Annotated in this window: 19 protein-coding genes and 3 tRNA genes; 3 read left to right on the forward strand and 19 right to left on the reverse strand. The window is 73.4% G+C overall.

What is annotated here, in order from left to right; all coding sequences use genetic code 11:
- Positions 1–26: 26 nt before the first annotated feature.
- Genes C229_RS0112035 through C229_RS0112055 form a run of 5 tightly spaced genes read right to left on the reverse strand, consistent with a single transcriptional unit; the run spans position 27 to position 5,166 of the window.
- Positions 27–941, reverse strand: a complete 915-nt coding sequence (locus C229_RS0112035) for an alpha/beta hydrolase (protein WP_018655334.1) — start codon at positions 939–941, stop codon at positions 27–29.
- Between the two features lie 19 nt (positions 942–960).
- Entirely contained in the window at positions 961–2,139 is a 1,179-nt protein-coding gene (locus C229_RS0112040) for a DUF5005 domain-containing protein (protein WP_018655335.1), read from the reverse strand.
- 34 nt (positions 2,140–2,173) lie between these two features.
- Entirely contained in the window at positions 2,174–2,971 is a 798-nt protein-coding gene (locus C229_RS0112045; protein ID WP_018655336.1) for an SDR family NAD(P)-dependent oxidoreductase, read from the reverse strand.
- Entirely contained in the window at positions 2,971–4,002 is a 1,032-nt protein-coding gene (locus C229_RS0112050) for a DUF4432 family protein (protein WP_018655337.1), read from the reverse strand. Before C229_RS0112050 ends, C229_RS0112045 begins: the two co-directional genes overlap by 1 nt.
- 3 nt (positions 4,003–4,005) lie before the next feature.
- Entirely contained in the window at positions 4,006–5,166 is a 1,161-nt protein-coding gene (locus C229_RS0112055; protein WP_018655338.1) for a DUF4185 domain-containing protein, read from the reverse strand.
- Between the two features lie 92 nt (positions 5,167–5,258).
- Here C229_RS0112055 and C229_RS0112060 point away from each other — a divergent pair, with 92 nt between their 5' ends.
- Entirely contained in the window at positions 5,259–5,837 is a 579-nt protein-coding gene (locus tag C229_RS0112060; RefSeq protein ID WP_026313694.1) for a bifunctional 4-hydroxy-2-oxoglutarate aldolase/2-dehydro-3-deoxy-phosphogluconate aldolase, read from the forward strand.
- Positions 5,834–6,757: a sugar kinase gene (locus tag C229_RS0112065; RefSeq protein WP_018655340.1), complete on the forward strand. Its 924-nt coding sequence runs from the start codon at positions 5,834–5,836 to the stop codon at positions 6,755–6,757. The genes C229_RS0112060 and C229_RS0112065 overlap by 4 nt, the downstream gene beginning before the upstream one ends.
- On the opposite strand, the gene C229_RS0112070 is transcribed toward C229_RS0112065, so the two are convergent.
- The 7 genes from C229_RS0112070 to C229_RS0112100 form a co-directional block, all read right to left on the reverse strand.
- Entirely contained in the window at positions 6,732–7,496 is a 765-nt protein-coding gene (locus C229_RS0112070) for a phytanoyl-CoA dioxygenase family protein (RefSeq protein ID WP_018655341.1), read from the reverse strand. The two genes, C229_RS0112065 and C229_RS0112070, sit on opposite strands and share 26 nt — an antisense overlap.
- Positions 7,497–7,617: 121 nt before the next feature.
- Positions 7,618–7,690: transfer RNA gene (locus C229_RS0112075), tRNA-Glu, on the reverse strand.
- A gap of 375 nt (positions 7,691–8,065) precedes the next feature.
- Positions 8,066–8,138: transfer RNA gene (locus C229_RS0112080), tRNA-Glu, on the reverse strand.
- A gap of 31 nt (positions 8,139–8,169) precedes the next feature.
- Positions 8,170–8,241, reverse strand: a tRNA-Gln gene (locus tag C229_RS0112085).
- A 187-nt stretch (positions 8,242–8,428) separates the two neighbouring features.
- Positions 8,429–9,193, reverse strand: a complete 765-nt coding sequence (locus tag C229_RS0112090; protein ID WP_018655342.1) for a fumarylacetoacetate hydrolase family protein — start codon at positions 9,191–9,193, stop codon at positions 8,429–8,431.
- Between the two features lie 43 nt (positions 9,194–9,236).
- On the reverse strand, positions 9,237–10,616 hold the full coding sequence (locus C229_RS35755; protein ID WP_155884769.1) for a cellulose binding domain-containing protein: 1,380 nt from the start codon (positions 10,614–10,616) through the stop codon (positions 9,237–9,239).
- Positions 10,617–10,697: 81 nt separating this feature from the next.
- The gene (locus C229_RS0112100; RefSeq protein ID WP_018655343.1) at positions 10,698–11,069 is read right to left on the reverse strand and encodes an SEL1-like repeat protein; all 372 of its coding nucleotides are present in this window, start codon (positions 11,067–11,069) and stop codon (positions 10,698–10,700) included.
- Between the two features lie 253 nt (positions 11,070–11,322).
- Here C229_RS0112100 and C229_RS0112105 point away from each other — a divergent pair, with 253 nt between their 5' ends.
- Positions 11,323–11,670, forward strand: a complete 348-nt coding sequence (locus C229_RS0112105) for an antibiotic biosynthesis monooxygenase family protein (RefSeq protein WP_018655344.1) — start codon at positions 11,323–11,325, stop codon at positions 11,668–11,670.
- A 45-nt stretch (positions 11,671–11,715) separates the two neighbouring features.
- Here C229_RS0112105 and C229_RS0112110 read toward each other — a convergent pair whose 3' ends face one another.
- The 7 genes from C229_RS0112110 to C229_RS0112145 form a co-directional block, all read right to left on the reverse strand.
- Complete coding sequence (locus tag C229_RS0112110) at positions 11,716–11,994, reverse strand: GNAT family N-acetyltransferase (protein ID WP_018655345.1); 279 nt, start codon at positions 11,992–11,994, stop codon at positions 11,716–11,718.
- 33 nt (positions 11,995–12,027) lie between these two features.
- The gene (gene cimA, locus C229_RS0112115; RefSeq protein WP_018655346.1) at positions 12,028–13,605 is read right to left on the reverse strand and encodes a citramalate synthase; all 1,578 of its coding nucleotides are present in this window, start codon (positions 13,603–13,605) and stop codon (positions 12,028–12,030) included.
- 244 nt (positions 13,606–13,849) lie between these two features.
- A complete protein-coding gene (locus C229_RS0112120) occupies positions 13,850–14,953 on the reverse strand; it encodes a branched-chain amino acid aminotransferase (protein WP_026313696.1) in 1,104 nt (367 codons plus the stop codon).
- A 183-nt stretch (positions 14,954–15,136) separates the two neighbouring features.
- Entirely contained in the window at positions 15,137–16,192 is a 1,056-nt protein-coding gene (locus C229_RS0112125) for a 3-isopropylmalate dehydrogenase (protein ID WP_018655348.1), read from the reverse strand.
- 42 nt (positions 16,193–16,234) lie between these two features.
- Entirely contained in the window at positions 16,235–16,912 is a 678-nt protein-coding gene (locus tag C229_RS0112130) for a (2Fe-2S)-binding protein (protein WP_018655349.1), read from the reverse strand.
- Positions 16,913–17,311: 399 nt separating this feature from the next.
- The gene (gene serA / locus C229_RS0112140; RefSeq protein ID WP_018655350.1) at positions 17,312–18,901 is read right to left on the reverse strand and encodes a phosphoglycerate dehydrogenase; all 1,590 of its coding nucleotides are present in this window, start codon (positions 18,899–18,901) and stop codon (positions 17,312–17,314) included.
- A 159-nt stretch (positions 18,902–19,060) separates the two neighbouring features.
- On the reverse strand, positions 19,061–19,669 hold the full coding sequence (locus tag C229_RS0112145; RefSeq protein WP_081639840.1) for a hypothetical protein: 609 nt from the start codon (positions 19,667–19,669) through the stop codon (positions 19,061–19,063).
- Positions 19,670–19,745: the final 76 nt, after the last annotated feature.

Consider the following 19,745-nt stretch of genomic DNA (forward strand, 5'->3'; position numbering starts at 1 on the left):
CACTGAGAAGAAGTCAAGTCATCTAATCACTTATCCGGAGAGCTGTCCAGCGCCCGCCGCAGCGCCCGGTACTGCGCCTCCAATGCCTCGCGTCCGACCGCCGCGCCGGGCACCGTGTCGAAGCCGTGGTAGGCGCCCGGGACGTGCAGCAGCCCGGTCGGCACCCCCGCGCGGACCAGCCGCACCGCGTGGTCCAGCGCCTCGTCGCGCAGCGGGTCGATCTCGGCGACGAGCACGAACGCGGGCGGCAGCCCGCGCAGGTCGGCTGCGCGGGCGGGCGCGGCGTACACCGGCGCCTCGGCGTCGCCGCCCAGGTAGTGCCGCCACATGTGGTCCACGTCGCCGCGGTTGAACAGCGGCGGCGCGGTGTAGGCGCGCATCGACGCGGTGGCGCGGCGGTCGTCCAGCACCGGGTACAGCAGGAGCTGGAACGCCAGCGGCGGGCCGTGCTCGTCGCGGGCGCGCAGCGCGAGCCCGGCGGCCAGGCACCCGCCCGCGCTGCCGCCGCCCACCGCGAGCCGGGACGGGTCGCCGCCGAGCCCGGCGGCGTGCGCGGCCGTCCAGCACAGCGCGGTGTAGGCGTCCTCGAACCCGGCCGGGAAGGGGTGCTCGGGCGCCAGCCGGTAGTCCACCGACACGACCAGCACGCCCGCCTCGGCGGCGAGCCCGACGCAGCGGGCGTGCTCGGTGTCCAGGCCGCCGGTGCAGAACCCGCCGCCGTGCAGGTAGACCAGGACGGGCACCGGCCCCGGCGCGTGCCGGGGCCGGTAGATCCGCACGGGCACCCCGTCCGCCCGGCGGTCCGCGACCTCGACCCGGGGGTCGGCGGCGGGACCGCCGAGCGTGCGGGCCAGCTCCTCCATCGCGACGCGCGCGGCGCGCGGATCGGCCAGGCCGACGTACGGCAGCGCGGGCAGCGCGGCGGCGAGCTGGGCGTCCATGCGGATCTCCTCTACCGGGTCAGCCCGAGACCGGGACGTCCACGAAACGCGGCCGGTAGATCGACACGTTCCGGTACACGTCGTTGTTCGGGCCCGCCTGCATGTCCAGCGTGTTGACGTTGTACGACACGACGAGCTTGCCGGACGTGTTCATCGACGCGTGGGCGTGGGCGTTGTAGGTGTAGACGTCCGGGTCGCCGTAGCTGCCCCAGGGGCCGCCGTCCGGCGTGGAGTAGACGGTCTGCTCGGCCGTGAAGGGACCGTGCGCCGCGCACGACAGGTGCGCGTCGATCTGGGCGCTGAACGCCTCCTTGGTGTCCTGGTTGATCATGATGTAGTGCGAGCCGCGCTTGCTGACGCTCAGCTCGTTGGACACGCCGCTCATCAGCCGCACCGAGGCCGTCTCGCTGGTCGACCAGCCCGACGCCGTCCGGTACTCCCACGTGCCGCGCAGGTCGGTGCCGGTGACGCGGGCGACGCGCAGGTACTTGTCCGCGCCGCGGTCCTCGGTGCCGTAGACGTAGGTGTAGCCGCCGTCCTTGAGCAGCGCCGACCCCCACATCGTGCCGGTGGCCGACGGCAGCGCCGTCACGCTGACGGGCTGGTTGAGGTTGCCGGTGGAGAACCGGGCCAGGACGTTGCGGTCGAACGCGATGTCCCACGGGCCGGAGCCGGTCTTGACGTACTCGCGGTAGGGCTGCTGCACCTCGTTGCCGTGCGTGATCATGTCGCCCGCCCAGTAGACGCGGCCCGGCCCGCTCGGCGGCAGCAGCGCCGTCGGCGCCGATGCGGTGCCGCCGCGCGCCGTCGTCAGCGTCCCCGAGGTGGACTGCACGACGAACGTGTTGTTCAGGAACGGGGTCGTGCCGCCGTCGGAGATGACGACGGGCCGGGAGCCGTTGGCGTTGATCGTGCCGAGGAAGGTGTCGGAGAAGCCGAACACGATGCGGCCGTCGGCGAGCTTGACCGAGTAGGTGCTGTCGGCGCCCGTCCAGTCGTCGAGGCGGGCGTTGCTGTTGCCGTAGGTGGTGAACCTGGTGTTGAGCGTGGTGTTCGGCGCGGCGGTGCCGAACACCGGGGCGGCCTTGCCCGCGCAGGTCGGGCCCGCCGCCGCGCTCGCCTGGCCGGGGACGGCGAGTGCGGCGGCGGCGAGCAACGCCGAGGTGAGGAGTGTCCGGACGCGAACGGTGCCGTGCATCGTTCCCTCCAAGGGGGAATCGGGTCGGGGCGGGTCAGTCTTCGGGGAGGACGGCCGGGTTGCGGGCGAGCAGCCCGCCGTCCACGCGGTGGTCGGTGCCGGTGACGAACGAGGCGCGCGGCCCGGCGAGGAACGCGACCATCTCGGCCACCTCGGCGGCCCGCGCGACGCGGCCGAGCGGGTGCGCCCGGCCCCAGGCGGCGATCTGGTCCTCGCGCGGGGTGTCGCCGCGGAACAGGTCGGCGGCCCAGCGCAGCATCGGCGTCTCGACCGAGCCGGGGCAGACGGTGTTGGCGCGGATGCCCTCGCGGGCGTGGTCGATGGCGACCGCGCGGACGAGCCCGTTGATCGCGGCCTTGCTGGCGGTATAGGCGGCGACGCCGCGCTGCGACACGAACGCCTGCACCGACGACACCGCGACGATCGCGCCGCCGCCGCGCTCGCGCAGGGCGGGGATCGCGGCGCGGCAGGCCAGGAAGACGCCGGTGAGGTTGACGCCGAGGACCTCGTCCCACAGCTCCTGCGACGTCTCCTCCACGGTGCCGTAGCGCTGGACGCCCGCCGAGGTGACGAGCACGTCCAGGCCGCCGTGCCGCATGACGGCCGTCGCGACGAGCCCTCGCATCGCCTCGGCGTCGGTGACGTCGGCGACGACGCCGGTGACGTCGTGGCCCCGGTCGCGCTCGTCCTGTTCGGCGGCGCGGACCGAGTCCTCGTCGGCGCCGCACAGCACGACGGCGGCGCCGTCGGCGGCGAGCCGTTCCACGACGGCGCGGCCGATGCCCAGCGACCCCCCGGTCACCACGGCGACGCGTCCGGTGTACTCCCCCATCACGGTTCCTCTCTGATCTCGGCGCTCAGCCACAGCGCGACCCGCTCGCGCGGGGCGAGGGTGCGCGCGGTCCCGGCGGCGGCGGCGCGGGCGAGGCCGTCGGTCGGACGGCCCGCGAACGGTTCGAGGCCGACCACGTACGCGCGGCCCCACCAGGGATGATCCCGGGAGGCGCCCAGCTCCTGCCACATCCACAGCCACGGCAGCACCGACGCGTCCCAGCGGACGCCGAGCCCGGCGCCGCGCGCGGGGTCGTCGATCGCGTACCGGCCGCCGGTTCCGGCGAGGTACAGCATCTCGCTCGGCTCCCCCGGCTCCGGGACGACGCTGAGATCGACGGTCCCGCCGTCCGGCGCGGGGACATGCGGCCACGTCCCGCCCGCGCCGACCCGGCGGCCCCCGGGACCGACCGGCGTCGCGTGCGGGACGACCTCGGTGCCCGGGTCGAGGGTGATCCGGTGGCCCGGCTTCAGGAACGGCGCGCCGAACACGATGTGGTGGCCCCACATGACGTCCAGCGGCACGTCCGCCTCGTTGGACAGTTCCTCCTCGACGCGCAGGGCGGGTTCCCCGGCGGCGAGCAGGAACGTCTTCTCCACCCGCAGCGGCATCCGCCGCGCGCGGACGGTGAGGCGGACCGCGACCTCGGCCGGGTCGTCGCGGACGATCTCGGCGTCCCACGGCAGCCCGGCGACCTCGCCGTGCTGCGCCAGCGCCGCGCCCCGGTACCGGCCCGGCGCGCCGCCGTTGGGCAGCACCTCCTGCCAGCCGCCCTCGTAGTGATCGTGGAAGGCGCCGACGTCGTCGGCGGCGGCCCCGGCGACGTCGGCGGGCGCGCGGACGCCGTCCGGGTTGAGCCAGACGTAGTCCAGGTCGCGGCGCTTGTCGAGCAGTTCCACCAGGTCGCCGCCCTTGCCGGTGAGGACGGTGACGCGCAGCCGCTCGTTCTCCAGCACGACGGCGGGCATCCCCCACCACGTCGTCTCGTGCAGGCGCGCGCCCCAGTTGCGCGCGGCGCGGTGCCGGCGCATCGGTCAGCCGGTCCGGACGGTGATGAAGCGCGGCCGGTAGATGCTGACGTCGCGGTAGTGATCGGTGTTCACCAGGCTGTTGACGTTGTAGGAGACGACCAGCGAGCCCCGGCGGCTCAGCTCGGGATGCGCGTGGGCGTTGTAGGTGAAGACGTTCGGGTTGCCGTAGGTGCCGGACGCGCCGGTCTCGGGCGTGCGGTACACGGGCGTCTTGGCGGTGAACGGGCCGCGCGGCGCGCACGCGTAGTACGCGACGATCCTGTCGCTGAACGCCTCGGTGGTGTCCTGCGTGAGCAGCAGGTAGCCGGTGCCGTGGCGGGTCACGCTGTACTCGTTGGCGACGCCCGGCATGATCGGCGCCGCGTCGCGCTCCGACCTCGACCAGCGGCCGTTCGCGGCGGCGTACTCCCAGCGTCCGCGCAGGTCGCCGCCCTTCACGCGGGCCAGGTGCATCGACTTGACCGCGCCCCCGTCCTCGACGCCGTAGACGTAGATGTACGGACCGGAACGCTCCAGCCAGGACGCCCACGCGACGCCCTCGCCGGACGGCAGCGGGGTGACGCTCACCGGCTTGCCGAGCCGGTCCGGGCGGAAGCGGGCCAGCACGTTGCGCGACCAGCGCCAGTCCCAGATGCCGGGGCCGAACCGCTCGTACTCCTGGTAGGTGGCCTGCACGTGGCCGTCGGACGTGATCGCGTCCCCGGCCCAGTACCAGTGCTCGTCATCGCGCGGCGGCATCGCCGCCCGCGGTTTCTCCGGCGTGCCGCCGGTGACCGTGGTGAGCCGGTCGCCGGACTTGACGACGAACGTGTTGTTGAGGAACGGCGTCGTGCCGCCCTCTTCGATGACCTTGGAGCGTCCGCCGTCGGCGTCGACCTTGCCGAGGAAGGTGTCGGAGAAGACGAACGCGACCTTTCCGCCGGGCAGCGCGGTGGAGTAGGTGCCGTCGGCGCCGGTCCAGTCGTTCGTGCGGCGGTTGTCGTTGCCGTAGCGGGTGAACAGGCGGTCCAGCTCGGCGTTCGGGGCGGCGCCGCGCACGGCGGGGAGCTGCTTCCCGGCGCAGACCGGCGGCGCGGGCGGCGGGTCGGCGAGGGCGACGGGGGCGGCGAGGGTCAGGGTGAGGGGGGCGGCCAGCAGGGCGCTCAGCAGGCGTCGTCTCGGCACCGGGTCCTCCAGGGAGGCGATCGGGGTGGATGATCGTCGCCCTGAAGTCTGGTCATCAGATGACTTATTGTCTAGATGTATGGTGCGGAAGCATGAATGTTCTCGCTGAGATCGGACGCGCCGGGGTGCTTCCCGTCATCCGGCGCGCGTCGGCGGACGAAGCGGTCACGCTGTGTACGACGTTGCTCGACCTCGGGGCGCCCGTCCTGGAACTGACCGCGACCACGCCCGGCTGGCCCGACGTGCTGGCGTCCGTCCGGGCGCTCGCCCCGGCCGTGCCGCTCGGCGTCGGGACCGTCACCGACGCGCGGACGGCGCGGGACGCCGTCGCGGCGGGCGCCGACTTCCTCGTCAGCCCCTACCCGGCCGACGCCGTCCGCGCCGTCGCGGACCGGGCGATCGTGCCGTTCGTCGAGGGCGGGTTCACGCCCGGGGAACTGGCCGGGATCGTGCGGCGCGGGGGCGTCGCCAAGCTGTTCCCGGCGGCGTCCGGCGGGCCGGGGCACCTGCGGGCCGTCCTGGACGTGCTGCCCGGGGCGCGGATCATCCCGACCGGCGGCATCGCGGTCGCGGACGTCCCGGCGTGGCTCGCGGCGGGCGCGTTCGCGGTCGGGGTCGGGTCCGCGCTCGCGGACGCCGGCGCGGCGCCGCCCGCGTGGAGCCGTCGATGACCGTCCGGGTCGCGCTGGCGGGCGAGTGCATGGCCGAGCTGCGGCACCTGAGCGACGACCGGCTGGCCCTCGGCTACGCCGGGGACGTCTTCAACACCGCCGCCTACCTGGTGCGGTCGGCCGCGCCCGGGACCGTGGACGCGCAGTTCGTCACCGTCGTCGGCGACGACCCCTACAGCGCGGCGATGCGCGCGTCGTGGCACGCGCGCGGCGTCGGGTCGGCGCTGACGCGGGTGCTGCCGGGCGGGAGGTGCGGGCTGTACCTCGTCCGCACCGACGAGCACGGCGAGCGGACGTTCCAGCACTACCGCTCCGACTCGGCCGCCCGCACGCTGTTCGGCCCGGACGAACCGGACGCGACCTGCGCCGCCGTGGCGGCGAGCGACGTCGTCTACCTCTCCGGCATCACGCTCGCGATCATGGCCCCGGCCGCCCGGGACCGGCTCGCCCGCGTCCTGGACGGCTCGTCCGCGCGGGTCGTGTTCGACGGCAACCACCGGCCCGCGCTGTGGCCGTCGCCGGCCGAGGCGCGGCGGGCCGCCGCGCCGTTCCTGGCCCGCGCCGACGTCGCGCTGCCCACGCTGGACGACGAGCGCCTGCTGTACGGCGACCGCGACGCCGCCGCGTGCGCCGCGCGGCTGCACGCGGCGGGCGTCCCCGAGATCGTGGTGAAGGTCGGCGCGGACGGCTGCGTGGTGTCGTCGGACGCCGGGACGACGGCGGTCCCCGCCGTCCCGGCGCCGCGCGTCGTGGACACCACCTCGGCGGGCGACGCGTTCAACGGCGCCTACCTCGCCGCCCGCCTCGCGGGCGCGCCGCCGGTCGCGGCGGCCCGCGCGGGGGCCGCCCTGGCGGCCGAGGTCGTCGGCCACCCGGGCGCCCTGCTCCCGCCGGTCAGGCCCAGCGCTCCGCGCCCGTGAACGGGAAGTGCCGTCCCTCCACGTACGCGGGACGCTCCCGGTAGGTGTTCACGCCGGGCTCGCCGCGCAGCAGCAGCGCGCTCGGGAACGGCTGCTCCTCGGTGGTGATGCGCGTCGACGTGGGGATGTAGCGGATCGTCAGCCCGCACCGCCGGTGCGGGGAGGTGTTGGCGTTACTGCCGTGCATGATGTTGGGGTGGTGGACCTCGACGTCCCCCGGTTCCAGCACCATGTCCACGGCCTGCGACTCGTCCACGGTGGTGTCGCTCTCGACGTCGAACACCGCGTCGCCGCCGTCCCGCCGCTCGCGCACGCCGTGCAGTTCGTCCCGGTGGCTGCCGGGGATGACGCGCAGGCAGCCGTTCTCCGGGGTGGAGCGGTCCACGGCGACCCAGAGCGTGACGACGTTCATCGGGTCGAGCGGCCAGAACGCCCCGTCCTGGTGCCACAGCACGGCCTTGCCGGTGCGGGGCGGCTTGGCGATGTAGTGCGAGGCGAACAGGGCGATGTCCGGCCCGATGAACCGTTCCGCGATGTCGAGCAGCCGGTCGTCGGACACCAGCCGCACCCAGAACGGATCGGCCGCGACCAGCTCGGTCGACAGGTCCTCCCCACTACGCCCCGGGTAGTGCTCCTGCAACCACCGCACATGCCCGTCCGCCTCCCCGACCAGCCCGCCGTCGAGCACCCCCCGAAAGATCGCGTACCCGTCCGTCGCGTACTTCTCCATGAGATCCATGCGCGCCAGACTCCAGAAACCAAGTGATTTAGTCAATAGATCCCTGAAGGCTACCCACGGGTAACCAGCTACGGGCAAGAAAAAAGCCGTCCCAACAGGGACGGCTCACACACAACGACAGTACCCCCGAGCGGATTCGAACCGCCGTTACCGCCTTGAGAGGGCGGCGTCCTAGGCCACTAGACGACGGGGGCCAGACCCGAAGCGATCACCCGCTCCGACACCAACCACGATACCGGACGCAAAACCCAACTCAGAACACTCCCCGCCCACCCAGCCGAGCAAGCGAACACCGGCCTCAAGTACCAGCAGCTCAACACCACAACAGAGACCGGGAGCAGCCCAGAAGGTCACCCGCACCAGGAAGATCGGCCAAGAGAAACGAGAAGAACCCGAACGAGAGAGACCAGACGAAAGGCACCGACGGACTCAAGATCACCAACGGGAACCGAAGCGCGGGGTGTGGGGCGCGAGCCCCACCCGGGGGTTCCAGGGGGTCGCCCCCTGGGCAAGCACGCGGCGGGTACACCCCCGGGAAGACGCCAACAGCGTCGAACAGGATGAGCGAGTACCCCCGAGCGGATTCGAACCGCCGTTACCGCCTTGAGAGGGCGGCGTCCTAGGCCACTAGACGACGGGGGCGTGCTTGCTGCGATCCACCGGGGCGGATCTGCTGGGGTACCAGGACTCGAACCTAGACTAACTGAACCAGAATCAGTCGTGCTGCCGATTACACCATACCCCAGTGCCGTGAACGGGCCCTCCGGTGAGACCGGCCGGTCGTTCGCGCCTCGATGAGACTACAGGACCGCCGGGAGTTAGCCAAAACGATTGAGCCGCCGCAGGGCGCCCCTGAACAGGGGTGGAGACGGCCCGGCCCGGCCGCGCGCGAAGCGGTGCGGACCGGGCCGGAGCGGGCGTTTCCGGCGGGGTTATTCGCGGGCGACGACGCGGTTGGCGAGTTCGCCGACACCGTCGATCGCGACCGTGACGGTGTCACCGATCTCCAGGGGGCCGACACCGGCGGGGGTGCCCGTGAGGATGACGTCGCCGGGCAGCAGCGTCATGACCTGGCTGACGTAGGCCACCAGCTCGGGGATGCCGTGTTCGAGCTGCGACGTACGGGCCTGCTGCTTCACCTCGCCGTTCACCGTCGTGGTGAGGGCGAGGTCGGACGGGTCGGCCTCGGTCTCGATCCAGGGGCCGAGCGGGCAGAAGGTGTCGAAGCCCTTGGCGCGCGTCCACTGCCCGTCGCGCTGCTGGAGGTCGCGGGCGGTGACGTCGTTGGCGCAGGTGTAGCCGAGGACGACGTCGGCGGCGCGCTCGACCGGGACCTCGCGGCACAGCCGGCCGATGACGACGGCGAGTTCGCCCTCGTAGTCGACGCGCTCGGTGAGCTTCTGCGGGTAGGCGACGGCCTCGCCGGGGCCGATGACGGCCGTGGAGGGCTTGCTGAAGAGCACCGGCTCGGCGGGCGGCTCGCCGCCCATCTCGCGCGCGTGGTCGGCGTAGTTCTTGCCGATGGCGACGATCTTGCTGGGCAGGATGGGGGCCAGGAGGCGCACGTCGTCGAGCGGGAAGCGGTGACCGGTGAAGGTCAGGTCACCGAAGGGGTGGGCGCTGACGGCGGCGACGGTGTTCTCTTCGACCACGCCGAAGGACACGGCCTCACCGATGGAGAACCTCGCGATACGCATGACCGGCAGCCTATACGCCGCCGGTCAGACGTATCGGCGCCGGTCAGAAGCCGCAGCGGCGCTCACCGAGACGGCAGCCCTTCGGCGTGGCGGGCGCGCCCTCCGCGCCGAAGCGGACCTCGAACGTCGCGCCGGGCGGGATGGGCCGGGCGCCGTCGAGCTGCGTGACGCGGACCCGCTCGCCGCCCTTGACGAGCTTGCCGCCCCACACGTTCTTGACCTTGCCGCCGGGGGCGTCGAAGTACAGCGTCCACTTGGTCAGCGGCTTCGTCGAGGTGTTCTTGAAGGTGAACTGGCCCTCGTAGTAGCCGGGGTCCTGCTGGACGAGCCGGTACTCGACGTCCTTGCCGGTGACGATCGGGCCGATGGGCGTGGTGTTGGGCGGGGGCGGCGGGCCGGACGGCTGCGTCCCGGCCGGGGGCGTGGGCGGCGCGGCAGGGTCGCCGGTCGGCTGCGCGGTGGGCGGCGCGGCCGGGGGCGCGGCGGGCGGCGCGCCGGACGGTGCGTCGCCGGGCTCCTCGGCCGGGGCCTCCGGCGCGGCGGACGCGGCGGGCGTCGTCGCCGCGCGGGGCGCGTCGTCGCCGCCGCCCGCCAGGAGCGCGACCGCGACGCCCGCGAGCAGCACGACGGCCGCCGCGACGATGATCGCCACGAGCCGTCCCCGGCCGCCGCTCGACCCGGACCCGCCGCCGGACCCGCCCTGCGGCGGGACGGGCGGCAGCGGCGCGGCGTGCGGCGGCGGAGGTTGGTGCGCGGGAGGAGGCGGCTGGTGCGACGCGACGGCGGGCGGAGGCTCGGCAGGCCCCGCCTCCTGCGCGCCGAACGCCTCGGTCCACGGACCCGGCGGCACGGCCTGCCCGGCGGCGGGCGGCGCGTTCTCGGCCGCGCCGAACCGCTCGGTCCACGGTCCGGGCGGCGCGGCCGCCTCGTGCGCGGCGGCGACCCCAGCCCCAGCCCCAGCAGCTCCGGCGGCCGTCGCGTCGGCGGCCGTGGCGTCCGGTTCCCGCGCGGGCGGGACGGGCTTGTCGAACAGCGTCGCGGCGGGTTCCCGGCCGGACGGCCCGTCCAGCGACGTGGCCGCCGCCTCCGGCTCGTCGGCGGGCGGGTCGGCGAGCTTGTCGAACAGCGTCTCGCCCGGCGGGGCGGGCGGGGGCGCGGACGCGGCGACCGCGATCGGCTCGTCGGTCAGCGTCGCCGGGGGCTCGTCGTCGGGGCGCCGCGTCCACGGCCCGGACGGGACGGCCTGTTCGGCCGTCACGGCGGGGGCGGGCGGCGTGTCCGGTTCGGGGTCGTCGACGGGGACGTCGTGCAGCGTCTCCGGCGCGTCGTCGCGCGTCTCCTGCGGCCCGGCCGGGGCCCGCAGGCCGAACTCGGCGGTCGTCTTGTGGTCCGGAGGGACGTATCCGGATTCCTCGCGGCTCACGTGGTTCACCCTTCCCGCGTTGACCTTCTCAACGGAGTGGGACGGCGAAACGGGCGCATCGGTTCACGTCCGGCGCGTGCTTCATGCCGGGGGCGTGCCGCGCCGGGCGGCGGCGCGCTGGTGCCGGTTCAGCATGTCGGTGATGAGGCCGATGCCGCCGGGGGTGGCGGTGGCGGGCGCGCCGCTCAGCCAGCGGCTCGCCTCGGCCAGCAGCTTCTCGGAGTCCGCGATGCCGGTCCCGTTCCACTCCTGGTCCGCGAGGCGGCCCAGGACGTCACCGAGCCGCAGCCGCGCGGCGGTGTGCCCCGCCTCGGCGGCCTCGCGGAACCACTGGGCGGCCTGCCGCAGGTCGCCGTCGCGCTCGCACACCACACCGAGGCAGTAGGCGGAGTCTGCGAAGGGGGCGTCGGTGGCGGGCCCGAGGACGCCGGGGCTGCTGAGCCGGGCAGGCATGGACGAATCTCTCCGGGAAAGGCTGCGTTCACGACCCGCCGGACGGCGGGGGCGAGGGGGCGGCCGGAAAGGGCCGCAATCACTCCATGGTGGCGCGTATACCGCAAAACCGCCACCGATTTGAACCGATTCGCCGAAGATTCTCGGCCGCCGAATCCGTCCTTGATCTCATCATCGCAGCTCATCACCCGCGAGGGAACCCGGGTCGCCGCTGGATAGGCTCGTGCCGATCAGGCGACGAAGGGGAACCCGCATGTCCGTGGTGAAGATCAACGTGCTGACCGTCGGCGAGGACAGGCGCGAGGAACTGGAGCGCCGCTTCGCGGGCCGCGCCGGTCTCGTCGAGTCCGCCGAGGGGTTCGAGCGCTTCGAGCTGCTGCGCCCCACCGAGGGCACCGACAAGTACTTCGTGGTCACGCACTGGCGCTCGGAGGAGGACTTCCAGCGCTGGACGGAGAGCCGCCAGTTCCGCGAGGGCCACGCCAAGGCGGCCGCCGACGGCGGCCAGGGACACGGGCACGGCCACGGGCACGGCGGCCCGGCGGCGACCGGCGCCGAGCTGTGGGCCTTCGAGGTGATCCAGCGCGCCGACGCGACGTGATCCGCGCCGAAGCGCCGGACCGCGATCGTCCGGCGCTTCGGCGCGTCAGGCCACCAGGCCCCGATAGTCGGGATGCTTCTCGATCCACGAGCGGATGAACGGGCACAGCGGCCTGACCTTCAGCCCGCGCGAGCGGACGTCGTCCAGGGCGCCGCGCGCCAGCGCCCCGCCGACGCCCTTGCCCTCGAACGCCCCGTCGACCTCGGTGTGGGTGAACACGAGCGTGTCCGGCTCGGCGCGGTACTCGGCGAAGCCCGCCAGGACGCCGTCCTCGCGGATCTCGTACCGGTTCTCTGCGGGGTTGTCGGTGATCTCTCTGCTCATGACCCGATCATGCCCGCTGCGGCGCCGGACCTCTCATCCCGCCTCGTAGCCCGCGTGCAGCAGGCAGAAGCTGACCGCCTCCTCCAGCGCCTGCCAGGACGCGGCGATGACGTTGTCCTCCACGCCGACCGTGCCCCACTCGCGCTCGCCGTCGCTGGACTCGATGAGGACGCGGGTCCGCGCGCCGGTGCCGTGCGTCCCCTCCAGGATGCGGACCTTGTAGTCGACCAGTTCCATCCGGGCCAGCTCCGGGTAGAGGCGGCCGAGCGCGACGCGCAGCGCGTTGTCGAGCGCGTTGACGGGACCGTTCCCCTCCCCCGTCGCGATGATCCGCTCCCCCTTGGCGTGCAGTTTGACGGTCGCCTCGCTGACCAGGACGCCGTCGGCGCGGCGCTCCACGATCGTCCGCCACGACTCGACGGCGAAGTGCCGCTGCCGCACGCCGGTCAGCTCCTCGCGCAGCAGCAGCTCGAACGAGGCGTCGGCGGCCTCGAAGGTGTAGCCGGTGTTCTCCAGCTCCTTGACCCGGTCGACGACCTGCTTGGCCTTCTCGCCGGACAGGTCGTAGCCCAGCTCGCGGCCCTTCAGCTCCACCGACGCGCGCCCCGCCATGCTCGACACCAGCATCCGCATGTCGTTGCCGACGACGGCCGGGTCGATGTGCTGGTACAGGTTCGGGTCCACCTTGATCGCGGACGCGTGCAACCCCGCCTTGTGCGCGAACGCCGACGCCCCGACGTAGGGCTGCTGCGACCCGAGCGTCACGTTGGTGATCTCGGCGACGCCGTGCGCGATCCGCGTCATCTGGGCGAGCTGGTCGTCGGTCACCAGCCGCATCCCGCGCTTGAGCTGGAGGTTGCCGACGAGCGTGAACAGGTTCGCGTTCCCCGACCGCTCCCCGTACCCGTTGGCGCAGCCCTGCACGTGGGTGGCCCCGGCGGTGACGGCGGCGAGGGAGTTGGCGACGGCGCAGCCGGAGTCGTCGTGGCAGTGGATGCCGACGCGGGCGCCGGTGCCGACGACCTCGTGCACGACGTCCGCGAGTTCGTCGGGCAGCATGCCGCCGTTGGTGTCGCACAGCGCGATGACGTCGGCTCCGGCCTCGGCGGCGGTGCGGACGACCTCCAGCGCGTAGGCGCGGTTGGCGTGGAAGCCGTCGAAGAAGTGCTCGGCGTCCAGGAAGACCCGCCGGCCCTCCGCACGCAGGTGGGAGACCGTGTCGCGGATCATCGCGAGGTTCTCGTCCAGCGTGGTGCGGAGGGCCAGTTCGACGTGCCGGTCGTGGCTCTTGGCGACGAGCGTCACGATCGGCGCGCCGGAGTCGCGCAGGGCGGCCACCTGGGGGTCGTCGGCGGCCTTCAGGCCGGCCCGGCGGGTCGCGCCGAACGCGGCGAGCTGCGCGTGCTGGAGGTCGAGTTCGGTGCGGGCGCGCCGGAAGAACTCGGTGTCCCGGGGGTTGGCGCCCGGCCAGCCGCCCTCGATGAAGCCGACGCCGAGACCGTCGAGGTGCCGCGCGACCGCCAGTTTGTCGGCCACGGTCAGGTTCAGGCCCTCCTGCTGGGAGCCGTCGCGCAGCGTGGTGTCGTAGACGTGGAAGGCGTCGGGAAGCATGGGGAACCCCTCAGAGAACATTGCGACGGCCATCGGCGACCGGGAAACAAAAAGACCCCTCACGGACGTGAGAGGTCTGCGCGCCGGCGATGTCCTGTCAGGTGCCGACGCGCCAGCCGATAATGACGAGGCTGTTACGCATGATGCGGCCAGTGTGCCACAGGCGTCTCGCGTTCGTCACATGGCGTCTCACCTGCCGAGACGGCCGCGCGGGGACCTGGCCGTCCCCGCGCGATCGGCCGTCTCAGGCGATCGGGTGCACCCAGCCGTACGGGTCCGGGCGGGTGCCGTACTGGATGCCGATCAGTTCCTCGCGCAGCCGCATCGAGATCGGGCCGGGCTCGCCGGTGCCGATGTCGAACGCGCGGTCGGCGCCCCGGGCGTGCCCGACCGGGCTGATGATCGCGGCGGTGCCGCAGCCGAACACCTCGGTGATCTCGCCGGACTCGGCGCCGCGCTGCCACTCGTCCACGCTGATGCGCCCCTCCTCGACGGGGACGCCGAGGTCGGGCGCGAGCTTGAGCATGGAGTCGCGGGTGACGCCGGGCAGCAGCGTGCCGGTGAGCGCCGGGGTGAGGATGCGGGCCTCGGCGCCGGAGCCGTAGACGAACATGAGGTTCATCGACCCGACCTCCTCGACCCAGCGGCGCTCGACGGCGTCCAGCCAGACGACCTGGTCGCAGCCGTTGGCGACGGCCTGCGCCTGCCCGGCGAACGACGCCGCGTAGTTGCCGCCGGTCTTGGCCTCGCCGGTGCCGCCCGCCGCCGCGCGGGTGAAGTCCTGGGACAGCCAGACCGACACGGGCTTGACGCCGCGCGGATAGTAGCTGCCCGACGGGGACGCGATCACCGCGAACAGGTACTCCTGGGCGGGCTGGTTGACGCCGAGGGCCCGCGTCGTCGCGATCATGAACGGCCGCAGGTAGAGGCTGTGCCCCTCGGTGGACGGCACCCAGTCGCGGTCGGCGCGGACGAGGTGTTCGAGGGCCGCGACGAACAGGTCCTCGGGGATCTGCGGCATCGCCATCCGCTGCGCCGACCGGTTCATCCGCGCCGCGTTCATGTACGGGCGGAACGTGACGATGGAGCCGTCCCGCTGCCGGTACGCCTTCAGGCCCTCGAACAGTTCCTGCGAGTAGTGCAGGACCTGGCTGGCCGGGTCGAGACTGAGCGGCCCGTACGGCTCCAGCCGCGCGTCGTACCAGCCGCGGTCGGCGGCGTAGCGGATCGTGACCATGTGGTCGGTGAAGTACCGGCCCCATCCCGGGTCGGCGAGGATGCCCTCGCGCTCGACGGCGGGCAGCGGCCGCTCGTTGCGCGTGATGTCGAAGTCCAGGGTGGTGCTCATCGCGTTGGTCCTCTCGCGGTTCGCCGGCGCGGCCACTCTGCCGCCTGCGGCGTTCCCATGTCCATTGTCCTAGGTGTCCGGCGTCACTCCGTGGTCCCGGCGGCGCGCACGACGAAAACCGGGCGCGCCGCGGTCGGCGCGCCCGGAGTGGTCCGCCCGGGGGTCCGGGCGGTCAGCGCGCCGTCAGCCGGTTACTCGCTTGGCGATGGCGTCGCCGATCTGGGCGGTGGAGCGGGGGCCGAGCGCGGTGCGCTCGGACAGGTCGTCGGAGACGGCGGCCTCGACCTGGCGGGCGGCCGCGGCGGCGCCGACGTGGTCGAGCAGCATGGCGACCGAGAGGATCGTGGCGGTGGGGTCGGCCTTGCCCTGCCCGGCGATGTCGGGCGCCGAGCCGTGGACGGGCTCGAACATCGACGGGGCGGCGCCGGAGGGGTTGACGTTGCCGGACGCGGCCAGGCCGATGCCGCCCGCGATGGCGGCGCCGATGTCGGTGATGATGTCGCCGAAGAGGTTGTCGGTGACGACGACGTCGAAGCGTCCCGGCCGGTTGACGAAGAACATCGTGGCCGCGTCGACGTGCAGGTAGTCCACGCCGACCTGCGGGAACTCCGCCCCGACCTCCTTGACGACGCGCTGGTACAGCTCGCCCGCGAAGGTGAGGACGTTGTCCTTGTGGACCAGCGTGAGCTGCTTGCGGGGCCGGGCGGCGGCGACCTCGAACGCGTACCGGACGACGCGCTCGACGCCGTGGTAGGTGTTGACGCTCTCCTGGGTGGCGACCTCGTGCGGGGTGCCCTTGCGCAGCACGCCGCCGACGCCGGTGTACGGCCCCTCGGTGCCCTCGCGGACGACGACCATGTCGATGTCGTCCGGCCCGACGCCCGCGAGCGGTGTCGCGACGCCCGGGAACAGCTTCACCGGGCGCAGGTTGACGTAGTGGTCCAGCTCGAAGCGGGCGCGCAGCAGCAGCCCGCGCTCCAGCACGCCGCTCGGGACGGTCGGGTCGCCGACGGCGCCGAGCAGGATGACGTCCTGACCGCGCAGCTCCTCCAGGACGGAGTCGGGAAGGGTCTCGCCGGTGCGGTGCCAGCGGGCGGCGCCGAGGTCGTAGCCGGTCTGCTCGAACGCCAGGTCGTGCGCGGGGGCGACCGCCGACAGGACCTTGAGCCCTTCGGCGACGACCTCGGGGCCGATCCCGTCACCCGGGATGACGGCGAGACGAATGCTGCGGGAAGCCATGGCCGCACTGTACCGCATCGTCTCATTGGCTGGGCACTGATCTCACCCCTCGGGACGGTCGAGCAGCGCGCAGTCGCCGCACAGCCCTCCCCCGGGCGGCACCCGGTAGTACAGGCAGCAGCTCCGCCGCACGAACCCCCGCCGGGTGAACGCGCCGGTGCCGCGCAGGGGTTCCAGGTCGAGCAGGTCCCCGACGATGCCGCGCGCGGGCGCGGCGGGCCGGGCGACGAGCGTCCCGGCGAGGGCCGACGCGGCGTTGCCCCAGACCAGGCCGTCCGCGAGCTTTCCGACGTCGCGGAACATCTCCCCCAGCGGGCGCAGGTGCGCGTCCACGACGAGGTCGCGGAGCTGCCGGGCGTTCTCGTACGCGAACCCGGCCGGTGCGGGCAGCCGCAGGCCGTGCGGCGAGCCGGGCCGCCAGCGCAGCGCGGCGAGGTCGGGGACGACGCCGAGCGCGGCCGACGCGACGACCGGCGACCAGAGCCGCGCGGCGATCGACTGGAACAGGATCGACGCGGCGACGCGGTGCTCGACCGGGCCGGAGCCGCCGCCGAGCCGCAGCGCGTAGTCGTCGATCAGCGCGGCGACGAAGCCCGGATCGCGCTCGGGCAGCGGACGCCACCCGGGCGCCGGGGGCCCGGTCTCCAGGGCGTAGTACGGCCCGAGGGCCGCGACCTCGGTCAGGACGCGGGCGGTCTGGTCCGGGGTCGTCGCGCGCATGCTCCATTGTCCGTCCCGGACGCCACCGGCGGGGACGGGGAGGTGCACCGGGGCTCAGCCGCGGCGGTCGAGGGCCTTCTGGAGGGCTTCGGCGGCCTCGTCGCGGGCGTCGTCGGAGAGCGTGACGGTGGTGTTCATGGTGATCCTTCGAGGTGGGAATTTCGTCGCTGGCGCGGGCGCCGGCGCGTGGTTCGCACGGTCCGGTGGCCCGGTGCGGCGCGTGGAGGATCACCCACGGCGTGCCGCACGGCTCCTCTCACGGTACCCACGGATCGGCGCGAATGTCCCGATCGGTGGCGCAGATTCCCACATGGTGAGACGTGGGGGTCGCGACCTGCGGGAACACGGAACGCCGCGGCCCTGAGGGGGACGCGGCGTTCCGTGGTGTGCCTCGCGGACTCAGCCGTCCAGTTCGACGCGGCGGCCCACGGTGGCGCCGACCTCGTTCTTGATGTCCTCGACGAGCTGCGGCGTGATGGCCGAGTCGACGGTGAGGGCGATCAGCGCCTCGCCGCCCTTCTCGTCCCGGCCGACCTGCATGCCCGCGATGTTGACGCCCGCGTCACCGAGCAGGTTGCCCACCGCGCCGACGATGCCGGGGCGGTCGACGTAGGAGAAGAACGCCATGTGCTCGGTCGGGACCAGCTCCATCGCGTAGCCGTTGACCTCGATGATGCGCTCGGCGTGCTTGGGCCCGGTGAGCGTGCCGGACACCGACACGACCGTGCCGTCGGCCATCGTGCCGCGCACCTGGACGACGTTGCGCCAGTCGGGGCTGTCCTCGCTGGTGGTCAGCGTGACCTCGACGCCGCGGTCGCGGGCGAGCAGCGGGGCGTTCACGAACGTGACGGCCTCTTCGATGACGTCGACGAAGACGCCCTTGAGGGCGGCCAGCTCCAGCACCTTCACGTCGTGGCCGGTGATCTCGCCGCGCACGACGACGTCGAGCCGGACCGGCACCCCGCCCGCGAGCGCGGTGAAGATGCGGCCGAGCTTCTCGGCCAGCGGCAGGCCGGGCTTGACGTCCTCGGCGACGGCGCCGCCCTGGACGTTGACGGCGTCGGGCACGAACTCGCCGGACAGCGCCAGCAGCACCGACCGCGCGACCTGCGTGCCGGCCTTCTCCTGCGCCTCGTGCGTGCTGGCGCCCAGGTGCGGGGTCACGACGACGTTGTCGTGGTGGAACAGCGGGCTGTCGGTGCACGGCTCGGTGCTGAACACGTCGATGCCCGCGCCCGCGACGCGGCCGTCCTTGATGGCCAGGTCGAGGGCGGCCTCGTCGACGATGCCGCCGCGCGCGGCGTTGACGACGCGCACCGAGGACTTGACCTGGTGCAGCTCCTTGTCACCGATGAGGCCGAGGGTCTCGGCGGTCTTCGGCAGGTGCACGGTGATGAAGTCGCTCTCGCGCAGCAGCTCCTCCAGCGGGACGAGCTTGACGCCGAGCTGCGCGGCGCGCGCGGCCTGCACGTAGGGGTCGAAGGCGATGACGTCCATGTCGAACGCGGCGAGGCGCTGCGCGACCAGGACGCCGATGCGGCCGAGGCCGAGGACGCCGACGGTCTTCCCGGCCAGCTCGACGCCGGTGTACTTCGAGCGCTTCCACTCGCCCTGCTTGAGCGCGGCGTGGCCCTGCGGAACGTTCCGGGCGGTGGCCAGCAGCAGCGCGACGGCGTGCTCGGCGGCGGTGACGATGTTGGAGGTGGGCGCGTTGACGACCATGACGCCGGCCTTGGTGGCGGCCTCGACGTCGACGTTGTCGAGGCCGACGCCCGCGCGGGCGACGACGCGCAGCTTCTTGGCGTGCGCGAACACCTCGGCGGTGACCTTGGTGGCGCTGCGGACGATCAGCGCGTCGACGTCGGCGACGGCGGGCAGGAGCTGCTCGCGGTCGGAGCCGTCGACGCTGCGGACGTCGAAGTCCGCTTCGAGCACGGCGATGCCGGCCGGGGAGAGTTCTTCTGCGACGAGGACGACGGGCTTACTCAAGGAGGAGTCCTTTGAACGTGGATGTGTGTTCATGGCTGAAGCTGGCGCGAGTCCACCTCGTCGTGCGCTCGCCTGCCGCCGAGTCTATCCCCCGGGCGCCGGGCGCTCGGCGTACGCGGCGACACTCGCCCGAACAACCGATTTGAACGGTTTGTGCACTTAGGCGGCGTGCGGCTCGGGCTGCGCGGCCAGGACGGCGGCGGCGCCGTCGATGTCGGCGGCGGACAGGTAGGGGACGTCCACGAAGACGCGCAGCGGGCCGGGCGGCAGGCTCAGTTCGGCGGCCACCTCGACCTGGATGCCGCGCAGCGGGATGTAGGAGAGGTAGCAGCGGTGCGCGTCCTGGGAGCGGAACATCGCGGTGAGGCACAGCCGGTAGCCGCGCAGCCGGAACGACAGCGCGGTGACGGCGGGGTAGGCGTCGCCGGGACGGCCCGGCGTGGTCAGCGACGTCCAGGCGCTGGTGGTGGCGGGGCGGGCGCGCAGCAGGTCGGTGACCCAGCGGATCTGGTCCCGTCCGTGCCGGTCGGCGGGGACGATGGCGGACCGGTCCAGCGCGGGCCCGTCGCCGTGCTCGCGCAGCAGGGGGTCACGGGAGCTGAGCGAGGCGATCTCGAACAGGGCGGGCGGCCCCTCGACGATCGCGCCGCCGTCGGCCAGGCCAGCCTCGCCCGTCCGCCACACGTGGCGGAGCAGCCCTATCCAGGCATGCCCGCACGTCTCGTAGCGTCGTGCCGCGCCGTGCGCCGCCGTCACCCGCTCAGTCACCGGCCTCGCCCCTGCCCGCCGCCCCGGGGCGGCGGCGCCGGGGGTGACGCGCTGCTGCGCGCCGTGCTCGCCGCGG

It is taken from the genome of Actinomadura flavalba DSM 45200 (genome assembly GCF_000374305.1).
GTDB lineage: Bacteria > Actinomycetota > Actinomycetes > Streptosporangiales > Streptosporangiaceae > Spirillospora > Spirillospora flavalba.